The 26,026-nt window shown below is 29.7% G+C and carries 18 protein-coding genes and 1 pseudogene; 4 read left to right on the plus strand and 15 right to left on the minus strand.

What is annotated here, in order from left to right; genetic code table 11:
- Positions 1-6: 6 nt before the first annotated feature.
- The 15 genes and pseudogenes from fdhF to I2A66_RS06915 all read right to left on the minus strand — a co-directional run bounded on the left by fdhF (position 7) and on the right by I2A66_RS06915 (position 20,469).
- Positions 7-2,150 (minus strand): annotated as a pseudogene (gene fdhF / locus I2A66_RS06845) (formate dehydrogenase subunit alpha).
- A gap of 286 nt (positions 2,151-2,436) precedes the next feature.
- The gene (locus I2A66_RS06850; RefSeq protein ID WP_122638916.1) at positions 2,437-3,492 is read right to left on the minus strand and encodes a lysylphosphatidylglycerol synthase transmembrane domain-containing protein; all 1,056 of its coding nucleotides are present in this window, start codon (positions 3,490-3,492) and stop codon (positions 2,437-2,439) included.
- A 200-nt stretch (positions 3,493-3,692) separates the two neighbouring features.
- Positions 3,693-5,051 carry a 23S rRNA (uracil(1939)-C(5))-methyltransferase RlmD gene (gene rlmD / locus I2A66_RS06855; protein WP_122638915.1) on the minus strand — a complete coding sequence of 453 codons (1,359 nt, stop codon included), beginning with the start codon at positions 5,049-5,051 and terminating at the stop codon, positions 3,693-3,695.
- A 225-nt stretch (positions 5,052-5,276) separates the two neighbouring features.
- Complete coding sequence (locus I2A66_RS06860; RefSeq protein WP_122638914.1) at positions 5,277-5,972, minus strand: hypothetical protein; 696 nt, start codon at positions 5,970-5,972, stop codon at positions 5,277-5,279.
- Between the two features lie 176 nt (positions 5,973-6,148).
- On the minus strand, positions 6,149-7,714 hold the full coding sequence (locus tag I2A66_RS06865; RefSeq protein WP_122638913.1) for a sodium-dependent transporter: 1,566 nt from the start codon (positions 7,712-7,714) through the stop codon (positions 6,149-6,151).
- A gap of 186 nt (positions 7,715-7,900) precedes the next feature.
- Positions 7,901-9,661 carry a pyruvate kinase gene (gene pyk, locus I2A66_RS06870; protein ID WP_122638912.1) on the minus strand — a complete coding sequence of 587 codons (1,761 nt, stop codon included), beginning with the start codon at positions 9,659-9,661 and terminating at the stop codon, positions 7,901-7,903.
- Positions 9,662-9,678: 17 nt separating this feature from the next.
- Positions 9,679-10,638: a 6-phosphofructokinase gene (gene pfkA, locus I2A66_RS06875; RefSeq protein ID WP_122638911.1), complete on the minus strand. Its 960-nt coding sequence runs from the start codon at positions 10,636-10,638 to the stop codon at positions 9,679-9,681.
- 177 nt (positions 10,639-10,815) lie between these two features.
- On the minus strand, positions 10,816-14,331 hold the full coding sequence (locus tag I2A66_RS06880) for a DNA polymerase III subunit alpha (RefSeq protein ID WP_122638910.1): 3,516 nt from the start codon (positions 14,329-14,331) through the stop codon (positions 10,816-10,818).
- 83 nt (positions 14,332-14,414) lie between these two features.
- Positions 14,415-15,368, minus strand: a complete 954-nt coding sequence (whiA, locus tag I2A66_RS06885; RefSeq protein WP_147516665.1) for a DNA-binding protein WhiA — start codon at positions 15,366-15,368, stop codon at positions 14,415-14,417.
- A gap of 15 nt (positions 15,369-15,383) precedes the next feature.
- Entirely contained in the window at positions 15,384-15,809 is a 426-nt protein-coding gene (locus I2A66_RS06890) for an NUDIX hydrolase (RefSeq protein WP_122638908.1), read from the minus strand.
- Between the two features lie 65 nt (positions 15,810-15,874).
- The gene (locus tag I2A66_RS06895; protein WP_122638907.1) at positions 15,875-16,984 is read right to left on the minus strand and encodes a gluconeogenesis factor YvcK family protein; all 1,110 of its coding nucleotides are present in this window, start codon (positions 16,982-16,984) and stop codon (positions 15,875-15,877) included.
- Positions 16,985-16,997: 13 nt separating this feature from the next.
- The gene (gene rapZ, locus I2A66_RS06900) at positions 16,998-17,855 is read right to left on the minus strand and encodes an RNase adapter RapZ (RefSeq protein WP_122638906.1); all 858 of its coding nucleotides are present in this window, start codon (positions 17,853-17,855) and stop codon (positions 16,998-17,000) included.
- Positions 17,856-17,872: 17 nt separating this feature from the next.
- The gene (locus I2A66_RS06905) at positions 17,873-18,586 is read right to left on the minus strand and encodes a PHP domain-containing protein (RefSeq protein ID WP_122638905.1); all 714 of its coding nucleotides are present in this window, start codon (positions 18,584-18,586) and stop codon (positions 17,873-17,875) included.
- 2 nt (positions 18,587-18,588) lie between these two features.
- Complete coding sequence (gene murB, locus I2A66_RS06910; protein ID WP_122638904.1) at positions 18,589-19,503, minus strand: UDP-N-acetylmuramate dehydrogenase; 915 nt, start codon at positions 19,501-19,503, stop codon at positions 18,589-18,591.
- Positions 19,504-19,674: 171 nt separating this feature from the next.
- A complete protein-coding gene (locus I2A66_RS06915) occupies positions 19,675-20,469 on the minus strand; it encodes a formate/nitrite transporter family protein (RefSeq protein ID WP_122638903.1) in 795 nt (264 codons plus the stop codon).
- 300 nt (positions 20,470-20,769) lie between these two features.
- On the opposite strand from I2A66_RS06915, the gene I2A66_RS06920 reads away from it, so the two are divergent.
- From I2A66_RS06920 to I2A66_RS06935, 4 genes are all read left to right on the plus strand, one after another.
- On the plus strand, positions 20,770-21,636 hold the full coding sequence (locus tag I2A66_RS06920) for a formate/nitrite transporter family protein (RefSeq protein ID WP_122638902.1): 867 nt from the start codon (positions 20,770-20,772) through the stop codon (positions 21,634-21,636).
- Between the two features lie 146 nt (positions 21,637-21,782).
- Positions 21,783-23,267, plus strand: coding sequence for a cardiolipin synthase (gene cls / locus I2A66_RS06925; protein ID WP_243238678.1), 1,485 nt, complete (start codon positions 21,783-21,785; stop codon positions 23,265-23,267).
- A 346-nt stretch (positions 23,268-23,613) separates the two neighbouring features.
- Positions 23,614-24,111 carry an NADH-quinone oxidoreductase subunit NuoE family protein gene (locus I2A66_RS06930; protein ID WP_147516667.1) on the plus strand — a complete coding sequence of 166 codons (498 nt, stop codon included), beginning with the start codon at positions 23,614-23,616 and terminating at the stop codon, positions 24,109-24,111.
- Positions 24,112-24,124: 13 nt separating this feature from the next.
- Complete coding sequence (locus I2A66_RS06935) at positions 24,125-26,005, plus strand: NADH-quinone oxidoreductase subunit NuoF (protein WP_147516668.1); 1,881 nt, start codon at positions 24,125-24,127, stop codon at positions 26,003-26,005.
- Positions 26,006-26,026: the final 21 nt, after the last annotated feature.

The following is a 26,026-nucleotide window of genomic DNA, read 5'->3' on the forward strand; positions in this document are numbered from 1 at the left end:
TAATATTTATATATTTTTTAATAACATCTTTTCTTTTATATCTTGGTATTCTTTTTTTAATTGTTTTTCTGCAAGTTCTTGGTTTTCAATTTTTTCAATCTTAATAGCACAGTATTTATATTCTGGTGTTTTAGATATAGGATCTAGATTAGCAATCGTAAGTTCATTACATGCTCCTACCCACCATTGATACGTCATATAAGTTGCTCCTGGTTTTACTCTATCTGTAACCAACGCTCTAGTAAGCACACTTCCTCTTCTTGAACTTACCTTAATTAATTCTTTATCTTTTATACCTAAATTTTGTGCATCTTCTTCATTTACTTGAAGATATCCTGGTTCGTCTTCAAGTTTAGCAAGAGTTCTACAGTTACCTGTCATAGTTCTAACAGAGTAATGCCCCACTTCTCTTACTGTACATAAACTAAATGGATATTCATCATCTTCTAATTCCATAGGGGGTCTCCACTCTGTAGCAAATAGATTACCCTTTCCCGTTGGAGTTGAAAATATACCACCTTTATGAAGATACATTGTTCCTTTATCTTCAGCAGATTCACTTTTACAAGGCCATTGAACGCAACCTTGTTTTTCTATTTTTTCATAAGTTGCTCCAGCAAAATTTGGAGTTAAACTTCTCATTTCATCCCATATCTCTTTTGTATTTTTATATTCCATAGGATAACCCATAGCAGTTGATATTTCGCTTATTATTTGCCAATCAGTTTTAACATCACCTTTTGGTTCTACTGCTTTTCTCATTATTTGGAATCCTCTATCCGCACTACTATAAATACCATCATGTTCTCCCCATGAAGTTGCTGGTAAAATTACATCTGCATGAAGTGCTGTTTTATTCATAAATATATCTTGAACAATTACAAAATCTAATTCATCTAAAGCTTCTCTTACCTCAGTTGCATCCGGATCACTTTGTACAGGGTCTTCTCCAAATATGTAATATGCTTTAAGTTTCTTATCCTTTAAAACTAAATGTGGTACCTCTGTTAAGCTATATCCATTATGATCTGATAATTTAACTCCCCATGCTCTTTCAAATTTTTCCTTCATTTTAGGATCTGTAACACTTTGATATCCTGGGAATACATTAGGAAGTGCTCCCATATCGCATGCTCCTTGAACATTATTTTGACCACGAACTGGGCCTATCCCTACATTAGGTCTACCAAAGTTTCCTGTTAGTAATGCTAGTGACGCTAACCCTTTAACAACATCAACAGCTTGACCAAATTGACAGACTCCCATTCCATAAAGTATCATCGCATCTTTTGCTTTTGCATATTCTCTCATTGATTTTCTTATCATATTAGCTTGCACACCTGTATATTTTTCTGCATACTCGGGTGTATATATTTTTACTATTTCTTTGTATTCTTTAAATCCTTGGGTATGCTCTCTTACAAACTCTTCATCATATAATTTTTCTTCTATTAAAACGTTTCCAAAAGCATTAACTAATATCATATTAGTTCCACCCTTTAACGCTAAGTGCATATCAGATATTCTAGCAGTTTCAGTAATCCTAGGATCTATAGTTATTATTTTAGCTCCTTTTTCTTTTGCTCTGACTATTCTTCTTGCAACTATCGGATGTGAATCTGCTCCATTGTATCCAAATACAAATAATAAACTTGCATTCTCTATCTCTGGTATAGAGTTAGACATTGCCCCACTACCTAGTGAGTAAGCCAAACCGGCTACAGATGGTGCATGTCAAACGCGGGCACAATGATCTACATTATTAGTTCCAATTGTTGCTCTCATAAATTTTTGCATAACATAGTTAGCTTCATTTCCAGGTCCTCTTGCTGATCCAGTCCCCATAATAGAATCTGGTCCATATTTTGCTTTTATATCACTTAACCTTGAAGCTGTATATTCAATAGCTTCATTCCATTCTACTTCTTCTAACTTCCCATTTTTTCTTATCATTGGTTTTCTTAATCTTGGTGTTAATATCTTTGGATCATTAAAAAATCCCATCCATAATGACCTTTTAAACATAAGTTACCCTCATTTGTTCTGCCTTGTGCTGGTTCTGCTCTTAAAATCTTATTATTATCAACTACAAGATTTAACTGACATCCAGCTCCACAGTAAGGGCACACCGTTAATACTTTTTTTTCCATATTCATCTCCCCTTAAAATTTTCTTCCATGGTAAATATTAAAAAGTGCCTACTAAATAAATATTATGAGTTTTATGATTTATTCTTATAAGATATAAAATTTATATTTGATTTAAATTATGAGTACTATATAAGTTATTTTGATATGTTCTTTTGAAATGATTATTTATATACTTTAATTCAATACTATATTAAGTTTCCCTTGTTTTATTTTGTTAAATTAATAAATAAAGCTTATTTAAACTTAAATATATATAAATTATAAGTTTAAATAAGCCTTTTTGCTATTATTCATTTGTAACTAAATTTATTTTATTTACACTACTATCTTTCATTCTATGATGAGTGATTATAGTAAATATACCGCTTCCAATTAAAATTAAATAATACATAAATCCACCATATAAAAATACTGCATACCCCATTAAATATGATGGAAATACACCTTTAAATATTGTAAAGAATGCTAATTCATTAGCTCCAACATTACCAGGAGTAGGAATTGGAGATATTGCCATATATAAAAGAACTTGTAAAGTTAATATATTTAAATAAGTATGACCTTGTAAATTAAATGCTTTATATATCCAGAACGATATACTAAAATAAAAACTAATTTGAACAATCGTAAGCATAATTGTCGTTATCATTAACTTTTTATTTTTAATAAAAAATTGTATAGATTCACTATAGTCATCTATAAATCTATCAATACTATCTATTTTTCCATCAATAAATTTAAAAACTTTAAATCTACAAAGGTAATTTATAATTATTCTAATGTACTGTTTTACTTTAATAGGATTTAATATTACTAATAAAGCCATAAATATAGTGAATAAATTCATAGCTATACCAATAGAAACTAAAGGTAAGAGTGTACTCATTTGATTTTTTATTACTTTAAAATTTAAAATCATTAATATTAAACAATACATAGTTACCACAAACTGATAAAGTATTGATTTATTAGTTATAATCGCTCCCGCTTTACTTAATGGCATTTTATATTTAGTTAACACATATATTTGCATTGGTTGGCTTCCAGATGCAAATGGTGTAACTAAATTATAATAAAATCCTATAGTAGCTAATTTTAATCCTCTAAATTTTACTTTAACCTTATGCGTTCCATCAATTAATATCCTAATTACTAATCCCTCTAATCCTATATTTATAAATATAGCTAAAGCTCCTATGACTAAATACTTTTCATCTACCATATTTAAAACACTGGATAGTAATTTTATATCTAAAGTCTTAAAAACTATACTAGTTGTTATTCCTATTAGTAAAATTAAAAATACATATTGTAATAAGGTCTTAGTTTTATTATTCTTCATTTTAATCCCCTAACCTATTTTTTATAATTTATTACGTCTATTATAGATTAAGTATACACTATAAATCTTAAATTTATCTTACAAATATCCTTACAATTTCGTTATATTTTCAATATATATTTTATTTATATTTATTTCTAATAATTTATTTAACTAAGTAAAAAAGCTATCTAAATATGTTTAGATAGCTTTTTATAAATTTATTTTTTTATTAATTTTGCTACACTTTCAACATGCATTGTATGAGGGAACATATCTACAGGTTGTACTTCTACACACTTATACCCTCTTTCATCTAAATAGGCTAAATCCCTAGCTAAAGTTGATGGGTTACACGAAACATAAACCACTCTGTCAGGCTCCATTGATACTATAGTATCAAGAACTTTCTCATCGCATCCTTTTCTTGGGGGGTCTACTACTACTACATTAGCAGTCTTTCCATCTTTGTACATTTTAGGAACAACCTCTTCAGCTTTTCCAACATAGAATTCAACATTATCTAATTTATTTAAATTAGCATTTATTTTCGCATCTTTAATAGCATCTTCTACTATTTCTATACCATATACTTTCTTAGCTTTTTGAGCTAAGAATAAAGATATAGTTCCTATTCCACAATATATATCAAATACCGTATCATTTTCTTTTAAGTCCGCATACTCTAATGCTTTATTATATAAAACTTCCGTTTGAATAGGATTCACTTGGAAAAATGATAATGGTGATATTTCGAAAACTAAATCACCGATGTAATCATTTATTTTTCCATCTCCATAAATTACTATGTTTTCTTTTCCTAATATAACATTAGTTTTCTCTCTATTTACATTTACAACTAATGTTTTAAAACCAGGAACATTCTCTAATAATACTGATGCTAATTCTTTTAAATATGGTAACTTTCTTCCATTTGCAACTAACACCACCATAACTTCATTTGTTGTAAATCCTACTTTAGTTACTAAATGTCTTAAAACTCCAGTATGAGTTTTTTCATCATAAACACTAACATTGTAAGCATTTATATATGTTTTTATTATTTTCATAATCTTATCATTTATTTCATGCTGTATTATACATTTATCCGTAGGTATTATATCATGACTCTTTTTTTTGTAAAAACCTATTAATGGATTCGAGTCCACCTTCTGAATAGGAAATTGAGCTTTATTTCTATACCTTATTGGATTTTCCATACCTAAAGTGTTATGAATTTCTACATTTTCTAATTTTCCGATTCTACTTATAACTTGTTTTACTTCATTTGTTTTTATATCAAGTTGCTTTTGATAATCTAACTCTTGAATTTGGCATCCTCCACATTCTTTTAAATTATCATTGCATCTTCTTTTTACTCTGTATGGAGATGCTTCTATTATCTCAACTATATCTCCAACTGCATAATTTTTCTTTGATTTGTTGATTTTTACCCTTACTTTATCTTTTACTAGCCCGCCATCTACAAATACTGTAAATCCATCGTATTTACCTATTCCAACGCCGCCTTGACCTATATCTACTATATCTACTACATACTCTTTATTTTTTGCCAACATAGGTTAATCCTCCGTACATATTATTTAAGAAACTACAAGAATTTATTTTACCAAAAAAACAAAGGCTTATAAAGCCCTTATATAAATAAATCTTTACTTTTAATACCTTTGTATATATAAATACAATCAAATCATTATATATAAATTAATTTATATATATAAAAGTCACTAAAATTTATTTTAGTGACTTTTGATTTATCCCTAACCTAAAAACATTGTAATATCTTATATAAATAAATTTTTAGCTTTAAATCCTCTATACATCTGTAATAAAGAAAATCCTAATAATAAAACTCCTAATACAGGACCTATCCAAACTAAATTTCTTGCTAATTCTATAGATACACCATCATTAACTATTAGTTGTACAAATTCATCATAATTTGATTTTGCATTTATTCCATACCTTATCCATGTCACAGCCGTCATTATACCCATTGGTACAACACTCATTGTCATATAAAATCCAGTCATAGATCTTTGCTTTACACCCTTTAATCCCATATATATAGGTAAGAAGAATAATACCGGAAGAATAAATCCATAAAACTGCGGTGATAATGCTAAAAATAGTATTGAGCAAAATAAAAAACTTGTTATATATTTCCTTAAATATAAAGTTTTTTCTTGGAAATCATATAATGATGCATTTAAATATCTTATGTATACCTCTAAATTTTTCTCTATATCATTTACTTTATTTTTAGAATTTGTCATTTCTTTTAATAATTCAATACCCTTTGAATTCATTTTATTATACTGAGTTTTATGCTTTTCATCTATCTCTAAAACCTCATATTTTGATTTTACTTTTATTAAGTCTTTAGTATACTTTTTGATACTTTTTGATTTTAATATGTTTGTTTTATTTATCTCTTCTAGTAATTGATTTATTGTGCTTAAAATTAAATTTGTCTTCAATAAACCCACCTCCTAAATATCATTTGATAATTAAAAGGAGTGTATTATAAATACACCCCTAACTATTTTATTGATTTTTTATTATCCTTCTCATTGATATTCCTATTGATGTAAATACAGCAGCCCATATACATCCCATAAATAGCCATGCTGAACTAGTCATATCTATCATCTCCTTATAAATTAGTTGCTTTATTACTTTCTATTTCTTTAGTGTATTTGCTTTTTATTGATTTATATGATTGAATAAAACCTATTACTAAAACAACAAATACAACTACACGCCCTAAGTTTACCCAAGGAATAAACTCTGGTGTTGACGCAACATATGATGGTATCACATTAAAATTACCAGCTTTTGCATAATCAACTGTAAAGAAGAATAAGAATGCTATTATTGTTAGTGGTGTTAAGAACTGATGGAATAACCTAAAGAACCACTTTGGTACCTTCCATAATCCACCTCTATTCATTTCTTCTAATGCAGTATCTTTTACACACCATCCGATAATTATAATCTCTATTAAACCTAAAACTATTAATAAATAGTTTCCTATCCAGTTATCAACTTCTGTAAAGTACATTAGATTTGCACTCTTAGTTAAAACCGATTCTAAAGCTATTGGTGTTCCAACTATTAAGTATCCAATGAAAACTATCCAAGCACCTTTTTTTCTATTTATACCTGCATCTTCTTCTAATAATGCAACTAAATAATTATACATTGCTATTGCAGATGTTATTCCAGCGAAGAATAACAGTAAGAACCATAATGCTCCAAATATTCCTCCACCAGTCATTGTACTAAATACATTCGGTAATGCCATAAATGCTAAACCTATACTCCCCTTTATTCCTTCTGGACCTAAAAATGCATATGCTATAGGAATAACTGCTGTACCACCTAATACAACTTCTGCAAACTCATTTAATGATACTGTTGCTACAGATGCTGTTATTATATCTTCATCTGGTTTTAAATATGATGCATAATTTTGTATAATACCCATTCCTAATGATAATGTAAAGAATATCTGACCTGCAGCAGCTATTGCTGAGCTCCATGATAGTTGGCTAAAATCAGGATTCCAAACGAAGTTTAGACCTTTTAAAGAACTCCAGTCAGGGTTAACTGGTGATCCTAATGTTAAAGCTCTTATCCCCAATATAATACCAAATATATAAAGAACTGGCATCATTATTTTTGCCCATGATTCTATACCATCTTGTATTCCTTTCATTACTGCTATTGCTAGTATTGATAATGAAATTACCCAAAATACTAACATCTTTGGATCTTGTACATATGCCCCAAAGAATGCTCCCGGGTCTGATTTATATGTACCAAGTAATGAATGTACTGCAAATCCTAGTGACCAACCTATTATATGATTATAATAAGAGTTAACTAATATTGTTACTGCAAATGCTATCATTCCACATAAAGAACCAACTATAATTGCCTTCTTAGGTGACATTGCTTGTTTTGCTTGTATATACATCATTGGCCCCAATGTACCATGGCCATGTTTACCTCCATAGCGACCTATACTCCACTCTACTAACATTACAGGTATTCCTATAACTATTAATGCGAAAAAATATGGTATCATAAATGCTCCGCCACCATTTGAAGCAGCTACATACGGAAATCTCCAGAAATTCCCTAACCCAACAGCATTACCTGCCATTGCTAATATAAGACCTATTTTTGAACCCCAGTTCTCTCTACTTTCGGTCATTATATATCCCTCCTTTTTAAACTATTTGTATACAATAAAATTGTTTTTATTTTTCTAAATTTTCTGTAAATTACTTGTATAAAATAGCCACTAAGTTAACTATCAACCTAGTGGCTTAAACAACTTAAATATATATTACCATTATTTACTATTTATTTCAAGTATTTTCTGACAATTCCGTTAACTCTATAAAACTCTTGTAGAACCTCTGTATATAACTCCTCTTGAAGCATCTACAGTAACAACCTCACCATTTTCAACTAATTTAAGTATATTAAATGCAGATACAACTACAGCTTTATTTAGGTTTAATCCAACTATAGCTGCATGAGATGTCATTCCACCCTCTTCAGTAACTATTGCTCCAGCTTTTTCTATATAAGGATTCATTTCTATATCAGTCATAGTTGTTACTAATATATCACCTTCATTAAACTCTTCACAAGCTTCACCTGATTTTACTATACGAACATTACCTTCAATAGTTTTGTTACCTACACCGATTCCTTGAACTATTTCTTCACTCATTACATGAACTTTAATTAAATTAGTAGTTCCACTTACACCAACTGGTACACCAGCAGTTACTACAACTAATTCACCATCATTTACATACTTAGCATCTTTAGCTGCAGCTATAGAGTTTTCTATAACCTCATCTGTATTTGATGCTAATTCTGATTTAACTGGGTATACTCCCCAACTAAGATTTAATTGTCTCATAACTCTATCATCTGCAGTTGCAGCTATTATTGGAGATTGAGGTCTAAATTTAGATACCATTCTTGCTGTATATCCAGAAGATGTAGCTGTAACTATTGCTGATGCATTTAATGAAACTGCTGTAGAACAAGTTGCATAACTTATTGCATCTGTAACTGTTTCATGATTAGTTGCATTTTCTTTTAATAACTTTGAATATTCTAAAGTTTGTTCTGTTCTTTTAGCTATTGTAGCCATAGTTTTTACTGCTTCTATTGGATATTTACCTGCAGCAGTTTCCCCTGATAACATTATAGCATCAGTTCCATCATATATTGCATTTGCAACATCAGTTACTTCTGCTCTTGTTGGTCTTGGATTTCTTATCATAGAATCAAGCATTTGAGTAGCAGTTATAACTGGCTTAGCTAATTCTTTACATTTCTTTATCATCATTTTTTGAACTATAGGCATTTCTTCAGTTGGTATTTCAACTCCAAGGTCTCCTCTAGCTACCATTATACCATCAGACACTTTTAATATTTCATCTAAGTTGTCTACCCCCTCTTGATTTTCTATCTTAGATATTATTTGTATATATGTAGCGTTATTTTTTTCTAATATTTCTCTTATAGCTAATACGTCAGATGCTTTTCTTACAAAAGATGCAGCTATAAAATCTATACCTTGACTTATACCAAATTCTATATCACTTATATCTTTTGGAGTTATCGCTGGTAAGTTTATTTTTACACCTGGTACATTTACCCCTTTATGATTTTTAACTATTCCAGAGTTCTCAACTAAACAAACTATATCATCTCCGTTTATTTCTTGAACCCTAAGCCCAACAAGGCCATCATCTATTAATATCATATCACCTACAGTAACATCTTTAACAAGGTCCTTGTAGCTTACTGTACACATTTCCTTAGTTCCTACAACATCTTTCATTGTTATAGTAAACTTATCTCCTTCTTCTAATAAAACCTCTGGATCTGCAAATTGACCTGTTCTTATTTCAGGACCCTTTGTATCTAATAATAAAGCAACTGGCTTATTTAGCTTTTCCCTAACTTTTTTAGCTACATCTAGTCTTGCTTTATGTTCTTCATGTGAACCATGAGAAAAGTTAAATCTACAAACGTTTAACCCATTCTCTACAAGCTGTGTTAATGTTTCCTCAGAATCTGAAGCTGGTCCTAGTGTACAAACTATTTTAGTTCTTTTTACATCCTTAAGCATATATATTCCTCCTATTATTATATAGACAGTATTTTAGCCATCTCATAAGTATCTTTATCAAATTCTCTACTCATTGAAAGCGCTTCATTTATGTCCATATCTATAATTTTATTATCTCTTATACCTACAACTCTAGCTGATTTTCCATCTAATAGTAATTCAACTGCTCTTACTCCCATTCTACTTGCAAGAATTCTATCGAATACAGATGGACATCCTCCTCTTTGTACGTGTCCTAAAACAGTTACTCTTAAATCTGCACCTGTCTCTTTTATTATTTCTTTACCTAAGTCATTAGCATTTCCTACACCTTCAGCTAAAACTATTATACTATGTCTTTTGCCTCTTTTTTGTGTAGTTCTTAATCTATTACATATATCTTCTACTTTAAAATCTACTTCTGGAACTATTATAGTTTCTGCTCCACCTGCAAGCCCAGAGTATAAAGCTAAGTCTCCACAATGTCTACCCATTACTTCAACTATGTTAACCCTTTCATGAGAAGAAGATGTATCTCTTATTTTACTTATAGCATCTGCTATTGTATTCATAGCAGTATCAAACCCTATAGTATAGTCTGTATAAGCTAAATCATTGTCTATTGTTCCAGGTATACCTATTGCAGGGAATCCTAAATCACTTACTTTTTGAGCTCCATTAAATGATCCATCTCCACCTATTACAACTAAACAATCTATTTTATATTTTTTAAGTACTTTAACACCTTTTAATCTTCCTTCTTCTGTTCTAAATTCTTCACATCTAGAAGATTTTAGGATAGTACCTCCTCTATGTATGATATCACCAACAGAAGATAAATTCATTTCAAATAAGTCTTCTTCTAATAATCCTTTATATCCTCTGTTTATACCATATACCTTACAACCATAATATATAGCTGATCTTACTACAGCTCTTATAGCTGCATTCATTCCTGGAGCATCTCCTCCACTTGTTAAAATCCCTATAGTTTTCATAGTATTTCCTCCCGATTACTTTTTACAGGGACATTACATGTCCCTATTTTCTTTTTTTATCCCATCATGAGTAAAAAAATTAAAAATCTCCAAAAAATATCTATTTTTTGATATTATACCATATCTTTATTATTTTTTTATACTATTGTAAGCATTTATTTTTTTTTATTTTTTTACTTACATTTTTACCTTTACATTTTCTTTCGATAGTAAGTTTTCTAACTTATCTATTACATTTTTATTTATATTTACAAATACGCCATTCCACTTATATAGTTGCTTTGTATCTTCTGCATATAGGTATACGGATTCATTGCCTTTATAATTATCCACTACAGATAATATATTATCTACTAATATTTTATTGTTAAAACTATCAACTTTCAAATATAATCCTGTTTTTGTTGATTTTTTTGCTCTATAATTTCCATCTTCTGCAAAGTTACTTTTATCATTTATATCTTTAAAGTCTTTAGCAATAATTTTCGCATTTTCCCCTTCTTTTATACTTAATCGTCCTTTGACATATATTATATTATCTTCATTTAGCATAGTATTATATTTTTGTAAAATCTGAGGAAATACTATTATTTCTATTGTTCCATATAAATCTTCCAATTCTATAAATGCCATAATATCGTTACGTTTAGTAGTTTTAATAGTTTTGTTCACTACCATTCCACCCATTATAACTTCTCTTTCGTCTAAGCTAAAATAAGTTTCTTCATCTTCTTTTAAAGAATTTAATTTTCCATTGTCCATTGATGTATTTCTTTCTAATTCTTTTTTATATTGAGATAAAGGATGTCCACTTACATACATACCTAAAACTTCTTTTTCTAAGCTTAACTTCTCTCTTTCTTCATATTCATCATACTTTGGCATAGTATATATTTCCTGAAATTGTTCAGTCTCTTCACTTGATCCAAATGCATCAAATAAAGATATTTGACCTTGAACGTTTTTCTTTCTATCCATAGAAATACTATCTAATAAACTTTCATACCCCGCCATTAAACTCGCTCTATTTTGACTTATATTATCAAAAGCTCCACATTTAATTAAACTTTCTAGTACTCTTTTATTTGTATCTTTTGAGTCTAACCTTTTTACTAAATCTACAAAGTCTCCGAATATACCATTTATTTCTCTTTCATTTATTATGTTATTTATTACGTTAACCCCAACATTTTTTACTGCTGCTAATCCAAATCTAATATTATTACCTTCAACTGAAAATTTTCCAAAACTTTTATTTATATCAGGCTTTAAAACTTCTATTCCTAAAGCATTACACTCTCTTATATATTCAACAACTTTATCAGTATTTCCCATAACACTTGTTATTAATGCAGCCATAAACTCTACTGGATAATGAGCTTTTAGATATGCGGTTTCATAAGATAATACGCCATAAGCAGCAGCATGAGACTTATTAAATGCATATTTTGCAAAATCTATCATATCATCAAATATTTTATTAGCTACATCTTCTGGAATACCATTTGCTATACATCCAGTTATCTCAGTTTCTCCATTATCATCTTTCTTTCCGTAAATAAAATATTGTCTTTCCTCTTCCATTACATCCATTTTCTTTTTACCCATGGCTCTTCTAACCAAGTCACTACGACCATAAGTATAACCACCTAAATCTCTAACAACCTGCATTACTTGCTCTTGATAAACTAAACATCCATAAGTTACCTCCATTATAGGCCTTAATGATTCATGAATATACGTTACTTTATCTGGATTATTTTTATTTTCTATATATGTTGGTATAGAATCCATAGGACCTGGTCTATATAATGAAATTCCGGCAACTATATCTTCAAAGTTATCTGGCTTAAGTTGTTTCATGAAACTTCTCATACCAGCACTTTCTAACTGGAATACTCCTAATGTATTACCTGATGATAAAAGCTCATAAACTTTAGGGTCATCATAATCCATTTTTGAAAAATCAATTTTTCTTCCATAGTTTTTTTCTATTAAATCTAATGCATCTCTTATAACTGTTAAAGTTCTAAGCCCAAGAAAGTCCATCTTTAATAGACCTAATTCTTCTAATGTAGTCATTGTAAATTGTGTAGTTATTGCATCTTGATGTTTGTATAGTGGAACATATTCATCAACTGGTTTTTTAGATATAACAACTCCTGCTGCATGTGTAGATGCATGTCTTAGCATTCCTTCTATTGATTTTGAAATATCAATTATTTCTTTTGTTTCTGCATCACCTTCATACATTTCCCTTAAATTTGGATTTGTATCCAATGCCTTATCTATAGTCATACCTAGTGCAAAAGGTATTTCTTTTGCAATCCTATCAACCTTATTATAAGGTATATCTAATACTCTACCAACATCCCTTATAGCTGCTTTTGCACCCATTGTTCCAAATGTAATTATCTGTGCAACATGATCTTCTCCATATTTTCTTTTAACATAATCTATAACTTCTTCTCTTCTTTCATAACAGAAGTCTATATCTATATCTGGCATAGATACACGCTCTGGGTTTAAGAAGCGTTCAAAAAGTAATGAGTATTTAATTGGATCTATATCTGTTATTTTCAAAGTATATGCAACAATGGAACCAGCCGCACTACCACGACCTGGACCAACCATTATGTTATTTTCTTTTGCATAATTTATAAAATCCCAAGTTATTAAGAAATATTCAACATATCCCATTTTTTCTATAACACCAAGTTCATAATTTAATCTTTCAATTACTTCTTCATTTGGGTTATCATATCTTTCTTTTAGACCTTTAAAGCAAAGCTCTCTTAAATAACTGTGTGTTGTATAACCTTCTGGTACATCATAATTAGGAAGGTGTATAGTATTAAAGTCAAACTCTACATTACACCTTTGTGCTATTTTAACTGTATTATCCAGTGCATCTATTGCATATGGGAATATTTCCTCCATCTCTTCTCTAGACTTAAGATAAAATTCATCGCTACCAAATCTCATTCTGGTTGGATCATCTACAGTTTTCCCCATTTGAATACACATAAGTATATCGTGTATTTTAGAGTCTTCTTTATTTACATAATGTAAATCATTAGTTGCAACTAATGGTATATCTAATTCTCTAGATAATTTTATAATTCCAGCATTTACTTCTTTCTGCTCTGGTAAGTTATGATCCTGTATTTCTAAAAAATAATTATCTTTTCCAAATATATCTCTATATTCAAGTGTAAGCTTTTTAGCTTTTTCATAGTTTCTATCCATAAGAGCTTGAGAAACATCTCCTGCTAAACATGCTGATAATGCTATAATTCCTTCACTGTGTTGTCTAAGCTCCTCCATGTCTACTCTTGGTTTATAATAAAATCCTTCTACATATGACTTTGAAACCATCTTTATTAAATTTTGATAACCTGTCATATTCTCAGCTAATAAAACTAGATGTCCTTGTGACTTATCATAATTTGGATCTTTATCATTTAAGCTACGAGCGGCTGTATAAACCTCACAACCTATTATAGGTTTTATACCTTCCTTTTTTGCAGCTTTATAAAAATCTATAGCCCCAAACATACATCCATGGTCTGTTATTGCTATTGCATCCATATTAAGTTCTTTACATCTTTTTATAAGTTTCTTTAGTCTTGAAAAACCATCAAGTAAGCTATATTCTGTATGAACATGAAGATGAACAAATTTATTGCTCATTATATCACCTCCCGCTGATAATTTTAATTTTACCATAAATCCTTATTATTAAAACAAAAAGAGGCTATATAAAATATAACCCCTTATTTATAAGTGTTTTCTCTTAACTTATTTGCTATCTCTTCAATTTTTCTAAGTCTATGATTGACTCCTGACTTTCCTATAGGTGGATTTAACATTTCCCCTAATTCTTTCAATGTCATATCCTCATATTCTTCTCTGATTCTTGCTATTTCTTGTAAATTTTCTGGTAAACTATTTATTCCTATAGTTTCCTGTATAAATCTAATATTCTCCACTTGTCTGACTGCTGCATTAACTGTTTTTGATAAATTTGCTGTTTCACAATTAACAATTCTATTTACATTATTTCTCATTTCTTTTACTATTTTTGTATTTTGTAAACTTAAAAGTGCATTATGAGCTCCTATTACACTTAATAAATCAGATATTTGCTCACTTTCTTTAAGATATACCACGTAGTTATTTTTTCTTGATACTATTTTCGAGTTAAAACCTAGAGAGTTTATAATATCTTTTAAAGAACTTGCAAATTCTTCACTATTAGTTACAAACTCCATATGATAATTTTTTTCAGGATCACTTATAGATCCTCCTCCTAAAAATGCTCCTCTTAAAAATGCTCTTATGCATTCATCATTCTTTAGAAGATGTTCTGGAACCTTATCTGTTGGATAAAAGGCATCTTCTAATGGCAAAATACCTAATTCTCTTAATAGCTTCTCAGATCCCATTTCATTTTTTACAACAAGAACATAACTATTATTTCTTTTTAGCATTTGATTTTTATTAACACTTATAGTGGTATTAATAGCAAAATTTTGTTTTAATAATTTAAATACTTTTCTTGCTATAGAATTTAGTTCTGTGATCACTTTTATATTTAACTTTTTATAGCCAACAATCTGTATGGTACCTGCTAATTTAACTATAGCTGATAATTCACATAAGCTACATTCTTTATTCTCAGGCATTATTCTCGCTAATTCATTTTTTGTTTCAGTTGAAAATGACATATCATCACCTATAAATTATCCATTCTTTAACCTTTTTTTTATTTCTTGTAAGGCTACCTTTATTATTTCTTTTTCATCATCATATCTAGCTAAATCAACAACTCTATCTAAATGAATAAATTTAGCATCAATAAATCCTTCTTCTTTTTGTGGTATAGTATCCATATTTCTAGCTTTCATTAAGTACCAGAAAACTGTTTTGTGAACCGCTCTATTCTCATCCCAATTTTCTTTAAAAGTGTAATGTATTTCACCCAAATATTTTAATATATCTGCCTTAACGCCTGTTTCTTCTAAAACTTCTCTTAGTGCTGCCTCTTGTTTATTTTCGCCTTCTTCTACTTTTCCTTTAGGTAAAACCCAATCTCCATTAAACTTCCTCAGTAAAAGAATGGCATTTCCAAACAATACTACTCCACCGGCACTAACCTCTTCTCTCATAGATGTTCACTCCTTAAAACTAACATAATAATAAGGATTTCTACATAAACGTTTAAAATCCTTTTTTACTTATCATTGTCATAATTATGACTTAGTGCCAAGTCAACAATTATATTAGCAATATGATGTGCATCATGTCTAATATAATTTTTCTTAACTTCAACCAAATTATCTTCTATAATTTTTATACTCATTTCATCTAATTGCTTTATCTGATTTTCATCTAATAAAACTTGTTCTGCCCCATCTTTTTTATATTTTTTAAAAATATCATCTGGAAGTATTTCATTATTAACAATTACATAATCTATTAGATTTTTACCTGTATGCTTAACTATAGCATTGATATGATCTAACACATTATAACCTTCAGTTTCACCAGGTTGTGTCATGACATTTGATATATAAATTTTGGGTGCACTAGATTTTTTTATAGCTTTAACTACATCTTTCACGAGCAAATTTGGAATTATACTTGTGTATAAACTGCCTGGCCCCATAACAATTATGTCCGCATTATTTATAGATGTTATTACCTCTTCTAAAGGAGTCACATCCAGTGGATCTAGGGTTATCTTTTCTATACCAGATTTTTGAGATTTAACCTCTATCGGTATTCTAGACTCTCCTTTTACTACACTTCCATTTTTTAATTTAGCTGTCAAATTTACATCTTGCAAGGTAACAGGAAGAACACGTCCTGTTATAGCAAATATCTCACTCATTTTGTATACGGCTGTTTCAAAATTTCCATATAACCCATTCATCGCTGCAATAAATAAATTTCCAAAGCTTTGTCCCTTTAAGTTACCTTCAGTGAATCTATATTGCATAACCTCATTCATTGTTGGCTCTATATTTGCAAGTGCTAGTAGGCAGTTTCTTATATCCCCAGGAGGCAACATGCCTAAATCCTCTCTTAAAACACCTGAACCTCCACCATCATCTGCAACAGTTACTATTGCAGTAATATTTTGAGTATATTGTTTTAGGCCTCTCAAAAAAATAGATTGGCCTGTTCCACCTCCAATAACAACTACTTTAGGTCCTTTACTTTCTTCAACAGACGATTTTAATAATTTATATTTTTCTTTTTTTAACTTTTTATATAGATATAGAGACACAAATAGACAAATCCATCCGATAATACCTATTATCATTATTATGGTTTCCATAAACTCCTCCAAATTATCTAAGCATAGAATCTCTATGTTTTTTAATTACTCTATATCCTTTGTTCAATAAATCATCATATATTAAATTTGATATAGTTACTGATCTGTGTCTTCCTCCTGTACAACCAATACCTATTACTAAGTGATGCTTTCCTTCTTCTACATATTGAGGAACTAAGAAGTTTATCATGTCTAAAAGTTTAGTGTAGAATTCTTCACTAACCTTAGAATTCATTACATAATCTCTTACGTCTTGATCATCACCAGTTTTCGGTCTTAGTTCTTCTATATAATATGGATTTGGTAGGAATCTAACATCAAATACCAAATCACAATCAGCAGGAATTCCATGTTTAAATCCAAATGAAACTACAGATATAGTTAAATTTTGATTGTTATCACCATCGCAATATATCTTACCTATTTCTTCTTTTAAATCCTTTGGCTTCATATTAGATGTATCTATTATACAATCTGAAATTTCCTTTAATGGCTCCATTATAGTTCTTTCCATTTTTATTCCATCTGGAATTTGAGTATTTTTAGCTAATGGATGATTTCTCCTAGTCATCTTATATCTTCTTAATAAAACACTATCAGAACAATCTAAATACATCATTTCATATTTATAATTTGCGCTGCGTAAATAATTTAAACTTTCATGAAGAGCTTCAAAAAACTTTCTTCCCCTTATATCAATTCCTAAGGCTACCTTATCGATGCTTGAGTTTGGCTGATAACATAATTCTGCAAATTTAGTTATTAATGCAGGAGGTAAATTATCTACACAATAAAATCCCATATCTTCTAATGCTCTCATTGCTTCACTTTTTCCAGATCCAGAAAGACCTGTTACTATTACAAATTTCATGCTGATTCTTCCCCCTATCACAATCTAATATTTTCCACTAATGACATATCTATTTCTGCTTTCTCTAGAATATCAATTGCTAATTTAAAATTACCTACATTATTAGACACATGAGCATCAGATCCAATTATCAGTTTATTTTTTAAATGTTTTATTAACTTTAACTGCTCTACATTTAAATAACCATGACTACTATTAACCTCTAATCTAGTATTAGTCTGATTTGCTGCCTTTGCAATTTCTTCTATATAAACATCCCCTTTATCTCCAGGATGAGTAATTATAAAAATATTGTTATTTCTCATAGCTTCTATAATTGATTTCGTATTATGTTCTTTAGCTTTTTCACTTTTTATTATATAGTTATCACAATGATTAATCATACCTCTTAAATCTCTAGGTGTTGATCCAAAATGATATCCAGCCATTACATAATCCAATTTATTCTCAAACTTATCGCTAAGATCTATATTTCCTTTATCATCTAGTATATTACATTCCATTCCTAAAAGAATATTTATATCTTTATACTTTTCATTCAATTTATCTATCTCATCTCTCATTTTAGCTATATCATTTAATTTAACGCCATAAGCTAAATGCTTATATCCATGATCAGATATACCTATAGTTTTAATTCCCTTTGATATAGCTACCTTAACATTATCTTCTATAGTTCCTTTCCCATGACTATAAATTGTATGAGTATGGTAATCTGCTAGTATTTGCATTTTTAATCCTCTCCAAGTATTTTGACTTCTTCCTCTAACATTACCCCATATTTTGAATTTACTGTACTCTTAACAACATACATTAAGTCTAAAATATCTTTTGCTGTTGCATTTCCTAGATTGACAACAAATCCACAATGCTTTTCAGATACCTGAGCACCCCTTAACGTAAGCCCTCTCAGTCCACTATCTTCTATTAATTTTCCTGCAAAATATCCAGTTGGTCTTTTAAAAGTACTTCCTGCGCTAGGTAAGCTTAGTGGTTGTTTTGTTACTCTTCTTTGCGTAAAATCAGCCATTGTATTCTTTATATCATCATAATTACCTTTTTCTAATTCTATTATTGCTGATAAAACTATATAGCTTTCTCTTGATAAAATACTTTTTCTATATTCGAATTCCATATCTTCATTTGAAAACTCATGTATATTTCCATCCATATCCATAAGTCTAACAGACTTAACTATATTCTTCATCTCTCCACCATAAGCTCCAGCATTCATTGCTAATGCTCCACCTAAAGTCCCTGGTATACCTGCTGCAAATTCAAATCCTTTTAATTCTTCCCTTAAAACAGCTTTACCTACTATTGAAAGTAATGCACCAGACTGAATATTAACTAAGTTACCATTTATTTCAAAATCATTAAAGTTGTCAGATAATTCTATAACTATACCTCTTATTCCACCATCTTTAACTAAAAGATTTGAACCATTTCCAATTATTAGGTATGGTATATTCTCTTCTTTTATTAATTTAACTACAGCACTTAATTCTTCTTCAGATTGTGGTTTAACTAATATATCAGCTGGGCCACCTACTCTAAATGATATGTGTTTTTTCATAGGTTCATCGACCTTTATATTATTTTTATCTATTATATTTAATAAACTTTCGTATATATGCTGCTTATTCATTATATTTCCTCCTAGTTTACACTATTTATTCATCTTTTCTATATTTAACTATATTAAATTTATATATTTAATATAATAATGTATTAAAAAAAAAATAACAATATATATTAAAGAAGTAAAAATAATAAAAAAGGGCATATATCCAAGGATATTGCCCAAACTTTCTATATTTTATTTTATAAAATTGCCTACTGCTTTTTGGTCATTATTTTTTATATAACAGTTATAGTATGTTAATGGAATTATTAAGGCACCTCCAACGATATTACCCAAAGTTACAATAATTAAAGTTATAATAAAACTTTGTATACTTATATTTGCCCCCAAAACCATTCCCATCGGTACAAAAAACATATTTGCTACACTATGCTCAAATCCACATAAAACAAATAGCATTATAGGAAACCAACATGCAAATATTTTTGATATTATGTCTTGACCTGCTGTAGCAAACCATACTGCTAATACAACAACTATATTACATAATATCCCTCTTAAAAATGCATCTATCAACGGTAAATTTGCTTTTGTTTCACTAATAGCTATTGCTTTAGTTGCTGCATCTCCAGTTAATGTATTAGAATAATAAACCAGTACTACTAAAACTAACGATCCTATAAGGTTCGCACACCATACAAGTCCCCAATTTCTAAACATTCTTCCTAATGTTATTTTTTTGTCCATAACAGCTAATGTCATTAAGTTATTTCCTGTAAATAGTTCTGCACCACAAATCACAACAAGCATAAGTCCAACAGGGAACACAGCAGCGCCTAGAAATTTCGCTATTCCTATATCTGTTATAGATTGACTTATTATTATATTCGCTAAACCTCCTAGGCCTATAAAAAAACCTGCTAACATACCTAAAAGAATCGTTGACTTAGTTGAAAGATTTGCCTTTTTTACCCCTGCATTAATTGTTGCTTTAGCTACTTCCCCGGGTGTTAAGAATTTTTTGTCCATAAAATTCCCCCCTTTTATTTAGCTTAGGCATATTTTTAATACATTTTAATTATATCATTAGTTTTTATATTATATTAAAATTCAAATCATGTATACATTATTTTCATTTTACATATATAATCATTTTCCTACTTCTTTATTTGAAAAAGTTTCCTTATCTATAAACACAAATAATGCATTGTTTAATGTATACAAAATATATCTTTTATTGTATAATAATTAAAGTTGTGTAAAATTAAATATATTCAAGTAGAAATTTATAAAAATTTATAAAAAATAAAATATTTAGGAGGAATTATAATGTCAAAAATGATGTTAGCTCCAGCAGAAATAGCTCAATATACTATTGAAGCTGGTGTAAAAAAAGCAACTACACCTACTAAAAAAGTTTTAGCATCTGCTTTCATGGCAGGAGCATATATAGCTTTTGGTGCTTTAGGTTCAGTAGCTGCAGCTTACAATTTATTAGCAAACCCTGCAACTTACGGATTAGGGAAAGCTTTAGCAGGTCTTATGTTCCCAGCAGGTCTTATATTTGTTTTAATAGCTGGTGCGGATTTATTTACAGGTAACATACTTATAACTTTAGCTGCTCTAAAGAAAAGAGTTACTTGGGGACAAGCATTCAAGAACTGGGCTTTAGTTTGGATAGGTAACTTAATTGGTGGAGCACTAGTTGCTTGGTTAGTAAGTCTATCTGGTGTATTTGATTGGAGTGCTGGTTTATACGGTGGTGTTATAGTTAAAAATGCTATCGGTAAATTAGGATTCAGCTGGGGTGCTGCTATAGCTTCTGGTATATTATGTAACTGGATAGTATGTGCTACTGTTTGGATGACTTATGGTGCTAAAGATGTTACTGGAAAAGTTTTAACTGGATTCTTCGGTATATTCTTATTCGTATGTACTGGATTTGAACACTGTGTTGCAAACATGGCTTACTTCTTTGCTGGGTTATTTGCTAAATCTAACCCTGTATACTTAGAAGCTGCTCATAAAACTGCAGAAGAAGCTGCTAAGTTAAATATACCTAGTATGTTCATGAACAACTTAATACCTGTTACTATAGGTAATATATTAGGTGGAGCTATATTTGTAGCTGGTGTATACTACTTCTTATATATAAAAGAAGATAAAAATGTAGCTTCTGAAAATAAAGCTGCTTAATTGAAATATATAATAAAGAGATTGTTCTATACAAGATAGTTCAATCTCTTTTTGTTTATTGTTTATTCTATGATTATAAATTATTCTTTTTTATTGTCCACTTATTTTATATAATGGTAATAAATGTATTTTTAGGAGGTGCTTTATTGTTATCATTTTTACAAAATTCAGCTTATGAAATAATTGCAACATCCATATATATAATCAATTTCTTAATTATTTTAAACTTAATATTTAGAGAAAAACGTAGTATCGAAACAATAGTAGCTTGGACAGCAGTACTTACCACACTCCCTGCTGTAGGTATTGTAATGTACATACTAGTAGGTAGAGGTGTACGTAAAGATAATATGTTTAAAATTAAGGAACAAGAAGATAAAATCATCAAAAAAAATATAGCAGAAACTAAAGCTAGGTTAAAATGTAGTTCTATGTTAGACGAAAATCTAAGAGATAATATAGATATGATAGATGCTCTTACTAATTCAAATAATGCTCATTATACTAATAATAATAGTGTCGATATATTCGACAAATCACGAGATTTCTTTGATTCTCTTTTATATGAATTAAAAAATGCTAAAAATTATATTAATATACAATTTTATATTTTTAAAGATGACGTTATTGGAAGCGAGATAATTGATATTCTTTGTGAAAAAGCAAAAAGTGGCGTAGAGGTTAGGCTTATATATGATGCTGTTGGTAGTAGATTACTATCTGAAAAAACATTACTTAAACTAAAAAAAAGCGGAGTTAAAACAGGGGCTTTCTTCCCATCTTTAATGAAAATTGTAAACTTTAATTTAAATTATAGAAATCACCGTAAAATAGTAGTTATTGACGGTAATATTGCTTATGTTGGTGGAAATAACATTGGTGATGAATATTTGGGTAAAGACCCTAAATTTGGTGAATGGAGAGATACACATTTAAAGCTTACTGGAGATTGCATAGTAGATTTAAATACTAGGTTCATACTAGATTGGAGATATACAACGCAAGAAAATCTAGATTTATCTAAGTATTTTACTAAATCCCAAGGTTCTAATATATACTATAATAAATCATCGAATAACGTTGGTATACAAATAGTTTCTAGTGGTCCTGATATAACTGAACTAGATGAAATAAAATATGGCTATATAAAAATGATTCAAAAAGCTAGAAAATATATCTATATCCAAACTCCATATCTTATATTAGATAGAACTTTAATTGACTCACTAAAAATTGCATGTTTATCTGGTGTAGATGTTCGAATAATGATTCCTTCTAAGCCAGACCATCCATTTGTATATTGGGCATCTTGCTCATATGCAGGTGAACTATTAAAATTTGGCGCTAAAATATACACTTATGGTGAGAATGCATTTTTACATGCTAAGACAATTGTTATAGATGATGCAGTATGCTCTATTGGTACTGCAAACATGGATATTCGAAGTTTTGAACTAAACTTTGAAGTAAATGCATTTATTTACTCTAAAGAAGTTTCTATAAAACAAAGAAATATTTTTGAAAAAGATATTACTAATTCTAAACAAATGACAATAGATATGTACAACTCTAGACCTAAGCTAATAATAATTAAAGAAGCAGTTTCAAGACTATTATCTCCTCTTCTATAAATATTTTTAATATGTAATAAAATAAAAATACTCTTAATTATCATTATATTTAATGCATTTAAGAGTATTTTTTATTATAATGAGTTGTAGAGTATATATTTAATTAATTTAAATCTAAGTTTTTATTTTATTTATATTAATTTTTTATTAATTATCTTAACTATTAAAATCACTTTTATACTATAATGAAAATATAGTTTCTCAAAAGAATTTAACTCATCTTTGCATTTCATAAAACTCATCAACTTCGTTTAATTCTCAAAATTTTAAATCAATTTATTTTTTACTTTATTTAGCCAGTTAATTATTTTATATAATAACTTTAAATTGAAAAAGGGGGATTTTTATGTGCGATTTTGTTTCTAAAAACAAAAATTTGTTTGAAGAGTTAGATACCTTTATCGAATCTCTTCCATCAAAAAAAGGAGCTTTAATTCAAGTTTTACACACTGCCCAAGGAATTTTTGGATATCTTCCAAAAGAAGTTCAACTTCACATAGCTAAAAAATTAGATGTTTCTCCTGCTAAAGTTTATGGAGTTGTAAGTTTCTATTCTTACTTTACTACCGAGCCAATCGGAGAATATAAAATTAGCGTTTGTCTAGGTACTGTTTGTTTTGTTAAAGGCTCAGATAAAATAATAGCTGAATTCGAAAAACAATTAGGCATAAAAGCTGGTGAAACTACTAAAGACCTTAAGTTTACTCTAGAAGGCTTAAGATGTGTTGGTGCATGCGGCCTTGCTCCAGTTGTTGTTGTAAATGGCAAAGTTCATGGACATGCAACACCTGATCAAGTCACTGAGATATTAGATCACTATAGAGAACTAGAGTTAAGTTGTTAAGGGGGATAAAAAAATGAGTAAAATAAAATCATTTGATGAATTAAAAAAAGCAGTTAGTGAATATAAACCATCTCTTCAATTAAGAGAACATTTCACAAAAGATAATTTAGTTAAAAGAGATATATTAGTCTGTGGTGGTACTGGATGTTCATCTTCAGATAGTATGGATATAATAGAAAATTTAAAATCAGAATTAGAAAAATCCGGCCTTTCTAACCATGCAGATGTTCAATTAACTGGATGTTTTGGTTTCTGTGCTAAAGGCCCAATAGTTAAGGTTTATCCTGATAACGTTTTCTATGTTCAAGTTAAACCAGAAGATGCTAAAGAGATCGTTCAAGAACATATTCTTAATCATAGGGTTGTTGAAAGATTATTATTTGAAGAACCTGCTTTAGATCACAAAAAAGTTGAAAGACATGATGAAATGTCCTTCTATAAAAAGCAATGTCGTGTTGCTCTTAGAAACTGTGGTCATATAAATCCTGAAAATGTAAATGAGTACATAGGTAACGATGGTTATGTTGCTCTTGGAAAATGTCTAACTGAAATGAAACCAGAAGATGTTATAGCTGAAGTTAAAGCATCTGGGTTAAGAGGTAGGGGAGGCGCTGGTTTCCCTACTGGTGTTAAGTGGGAATCAACTGCTAATACTCCTCCAGGAAATAAATATGTAGTTTGTAATGCTGATGAAGGTGACCCTGGTGCTTTTATGGATAGATCTGTTCTTGAAGGTGACCCTCATAGTGTTTTAGAGGCTATGGCTATTTGTGGTTATGCTGTAGGTGCTGATACTGGTTATATATATATAAGAGCTGAATACCCTCTTGCTATAGATAGATTAAAAGTTGCTATATCTCAAGCTGAAGAAGCAGGACTTCTTGGTGAAAACATAATGGGAACTGGATTTAACTTTAATATAGAATTAAAATATGGAGCTGGAGCATTTGTCTGTGGTGAAGGTACTGCATTAATTCATTCTATTGAAGGTAAACGTGGTGAGCCTAGAATGAAAACTTATAGTTCTTCTAAACGTGGATTATGGGAATCTCCTACTTGCTTAAATAATGTTGAAACTTTCGCTAATATACCCGCTATATTAAATAAAGGTGCATCTTGGTTTACTAGCTATGGTACTGAGGATTCTCCTGGTACAAAAGTATTCGCACTTGGCGGAAAAATAAATAATGTCGGTCTTGTTGAAGTACCTATGGGAACTACTTTAAGAGAAATAGTTTATGAAATAGGTGGTGGTATACCTGACGGAAGAGAATTTAAAGCAGTTCAAACAGGTGGGCCATCTGGTGGATGTATATCTTCAAAAAACTTAGATACTCCAATAGATTTTAAATCGTTAAGTTCTATAGGATCTATGATGGGTTCTGGTGGTATGCTAGTTCTTGATGATTCTGATTGTATGGTTGATATCTCTAAATTTTTCCTTGAATTTACTGTTGATGAATCTTGTGGTAAATGTACTCCTTGCCGTATAGGTAATAAGAGATTACTAGAAATGCTTAATAAAATAACTGAAGGTAAAGCAACTGAAGAAGATCTTGTTGACCTTAAGGAATTAGCTACTACTATAAAAACAACTTCTTTATGTGGATTAGGTAAATGTGCTCCTAACCCAGTTTTAAGTACTCTTGATTACTTCTATGATGAGTATTTAGCTCACGTTAGAGATCATAAGTGTCCTGCTGGTAAATGTAGTGCTCTATTAGAATACTTTATAACTGACGCATGTAAAGGATGTACTAAGTGTGCTAGAGTTTGTCCTGCTGGATGTATAACTGGTAATAAAAAAGAACAACATATCATAGATACTGAGAAATGTCTAAAATGTGGTACTTGTATAGAAAACTGTAAATTTAACGCTATAATCACTAGATAATTAATTTAGGGGGAGATATCA

The sequence above is a fragment of the Romboutsia sp. 1001713B170207_170306_H8 genome, from assembly GCF_015550495.1.
Classification (GTDB): Bacteria; Bacillota; Clostridia; order Peptostreptococcales; family Peptostreptococcaceae; genus Romboutsia_E.